The organism is Bacillus sp. LQ01, assembly GCF_057624735.1.
Map to the genome: position 1 here is coordinate 1 of NZ_JBYEZL010000020.1, position 2495 is coordinate 2495.

The 2495-nt window shown below is 33.9% G+C and carries 2 protein-coding genes and 1 rRNA gene; all 3 read left to right on the top strand.

The window, feature by feature from the left end; all coding sequences use genetic code 11:
* Positions 1–79, top strand: a 5S ribosomal RNA gene (gene rrf / locus AC22L0_RS29175); the annotation flags it as partial.
* 269 nt (positions 80–348) lie between these two features.
* Positions 349–1308, top strand: coding sequence for an alpha/beta hydrolase (locus tag AC22L0_RS29180; RefSeq protein WP_087964757.1), 960 nt, complete (start codon positions 349–351; stop codon positions 1306–1308).
* 199 nt (positions 1309–1507) lie between these two features.
* Positions 1508–2239 (top strand): DsbA family oxidoreductase, encoded by a 732-nt coding sequence (locus tag AC22L0_RS29185; protein WP_000687938.1) that lies wholly within the window; start codon positions 1508–1510, stop codon positions 2237–2239.
* Positions 2240–2495 lie beyond the last annotated feature (256 nt).

Genomic DNA, 2495 nt, shown 5'->3' on the forward strand with positions numbered 1-2495 from the left:
TACCGAACACGGAAGTTAAGCTCTCTAGCGCCGATGGTAGTTGGGACCTTGTCCCTGTGAGAGTAGGACGTCGCCAAGCAACTTTAAGACGAGTCAGAATGACTCGTCTTTTTTGTGTTTTATAACTTCTTTTCAAAGCTAAATATTTTGAAGTGCTGCTCATTTTTTAAAAGATTTTTGAGTACGTAGCTATATAAGTTTTATTCAATTTGTTTCGTGATTTTTGACAGGTAATTTAAGATTTTCTATTTTATTTCTTAAAGATAGAATTCATTGGTATGTTAAAATAGTACAGTTGTTTTTGATGTACTTTAATATAAGAAGATTTAAGTTAGAAAAGGAGATAATATGAAAAAGATAAGTATAATTACTATAGTAGTCTTAGTCCTGCTAGTAATCGTGTATATGTTAGTTGGGAATTATTTTTATAACTACGCGTTGAATGCGAAACAAGAAAAGGAATTTTTGAAAGATAATCCTCATTTAGTAGAAACGGTAAATGCGTCGGGAGATGTATTGGCTGCAAATGAAGAAAAGAATGCAAACTTCGTATCGAAGTATAAACCTAACACATTAACTATACGTTCTTTCGATAAATTAAATTTAAAAGGTTATGAATATATGAATGAACCATCTAGTCATAAATGGGCAATTGTAGTTCATGGATATAGTGGTAGAGCATCGGAAATGACGAAATATATTCGTAACTTTTATGAACAAGGCTATAATGTCATAGCACCAGACCTTCGTGGACACGGAAATAGTGAAGGGGATTATGTTGGTATGGGTTGGCATGATCGTAAAGATGTTTTAATTTGGATTCAACAAATCTTAAAGAAAGACCCTAATGCTGAAATAGCTCTATTTGGTGTTTCAATGGGCGGGGCAACTGTAATGATGACTTCAGGAGAAGATTTACCTTCTAATGTTAAAGTTATTATTGAAGATTGTGGATATTCAACTGTTATTGATGAATTTACTTATCAACTAAAAGATTTATTCCACTTACCGAAGTTTCCTGTTATGAATGCGGCAAATACGGTTACTAAATTAAGAGCTGGGTATGATTTAGAAGAGGCCTCAGCTGTAAAACAAGTAGCGAAAAGTAAAACACCTATGCTGTTCATTCATGGGGATGCTGATACATTCGTTCCTTTTGAAATGTTAGATGAAGTATATAATGCTGCAAAAGTAGAAAAAGAGAAATTAATTGTTCCAGGTGCTGGACATGGAGAAGCGGAGAAAGTAGATTCGAATAAATATTGGAATACTGTATGGAAGTTCGTAGGGAAGTATATTCCGGCATAATTAAAGTTGTTGCATTTATATAGACGATAATCGGAGGGATAATAGTTAATCCTTTTGATTATCGTTTTTTTGTTAATTAGGTATTCTGCTATAAGTGTATTTTTGTATGTACTATATGAAGGAGGTAGAGCAAAAACTTTTGAATTCCTTAATCTCAGTGCTACAATGATTGAAAACTAAAAGTTAATGAGGTGTTTCTATGAAAATTGAAGTTTGGTCAGATTTTGTATGCCCATTTTGCTATATTGGGAAACGCAGATTAGAGATGGCTTTAGAGCAATTTCCGCATAAGAAGGATGTTGAAGTTGAGTTTAAAAGTTTTGAATTAGACCAAAATGCTCCAATCTATTCTGGGACAAGTATTAATGAAGTACTTGCATCAAAGTATGGAATTAGTATTGAAGAAGCTAAGCGTAATAACGTACAGCTAGGAAATCATGCAGCTAGTATGGGTTTAAGTTTTAATTTTGATGAGATGAAGCCGACGAACACGTTTGATGCGCATCGTCTTGCGAAGTTTGCAAAGGATCAAGGAAAAGAAAAAGAGATTACGGAAAATCTACTTTTCGCATACTTCACTGAATCGAGAAATTTAAGTGATGTGGATACACTTGCTACTATCGCTGAAGTTTCAGGTTTAGATAAGCAAGAGGCTTTAAATGTTATTAATGATAAAAATGCGTATGCAAATGATGTTAGAATTGATGAAGCGATTGCTCAGCAATATCAAATTTCGGGAGTACCTTATTTTATTATTAATCAAAAGTATGCTATTTCAGGTGCACAACCACTTGAAACTTTTGTTGGTGCACTTCAGCAAGTGTGGGAAGAAGAGAATCCTGCACCTAAGTTACAAGAACTTTCTTCAGAGGGTGGAAGCGATCTTTCTTGTACTGATGGAAGTTGTTCGGCGCCGTCGAAAGAGCAATAGTTTTTATAATAGAGTAGTACCCCATAGATAGTCCTGTGGGGTGCTTGTATATAACTATAGAAGAAATACATAAGTGAAATCTATAAAATATAAAGTTTTTTAAAAAACGTATTGACGATTATACTTTAGAAGTGTAATATAGAACAAGTCGCCGATGACAATAACGTCGTAAGCGACAAATGAAATAAAAAAACTTAGTTGACATTAACTAACGAAGATGTTAACATAAGGAAGTCGCAAATGAGCGACCAAGTAG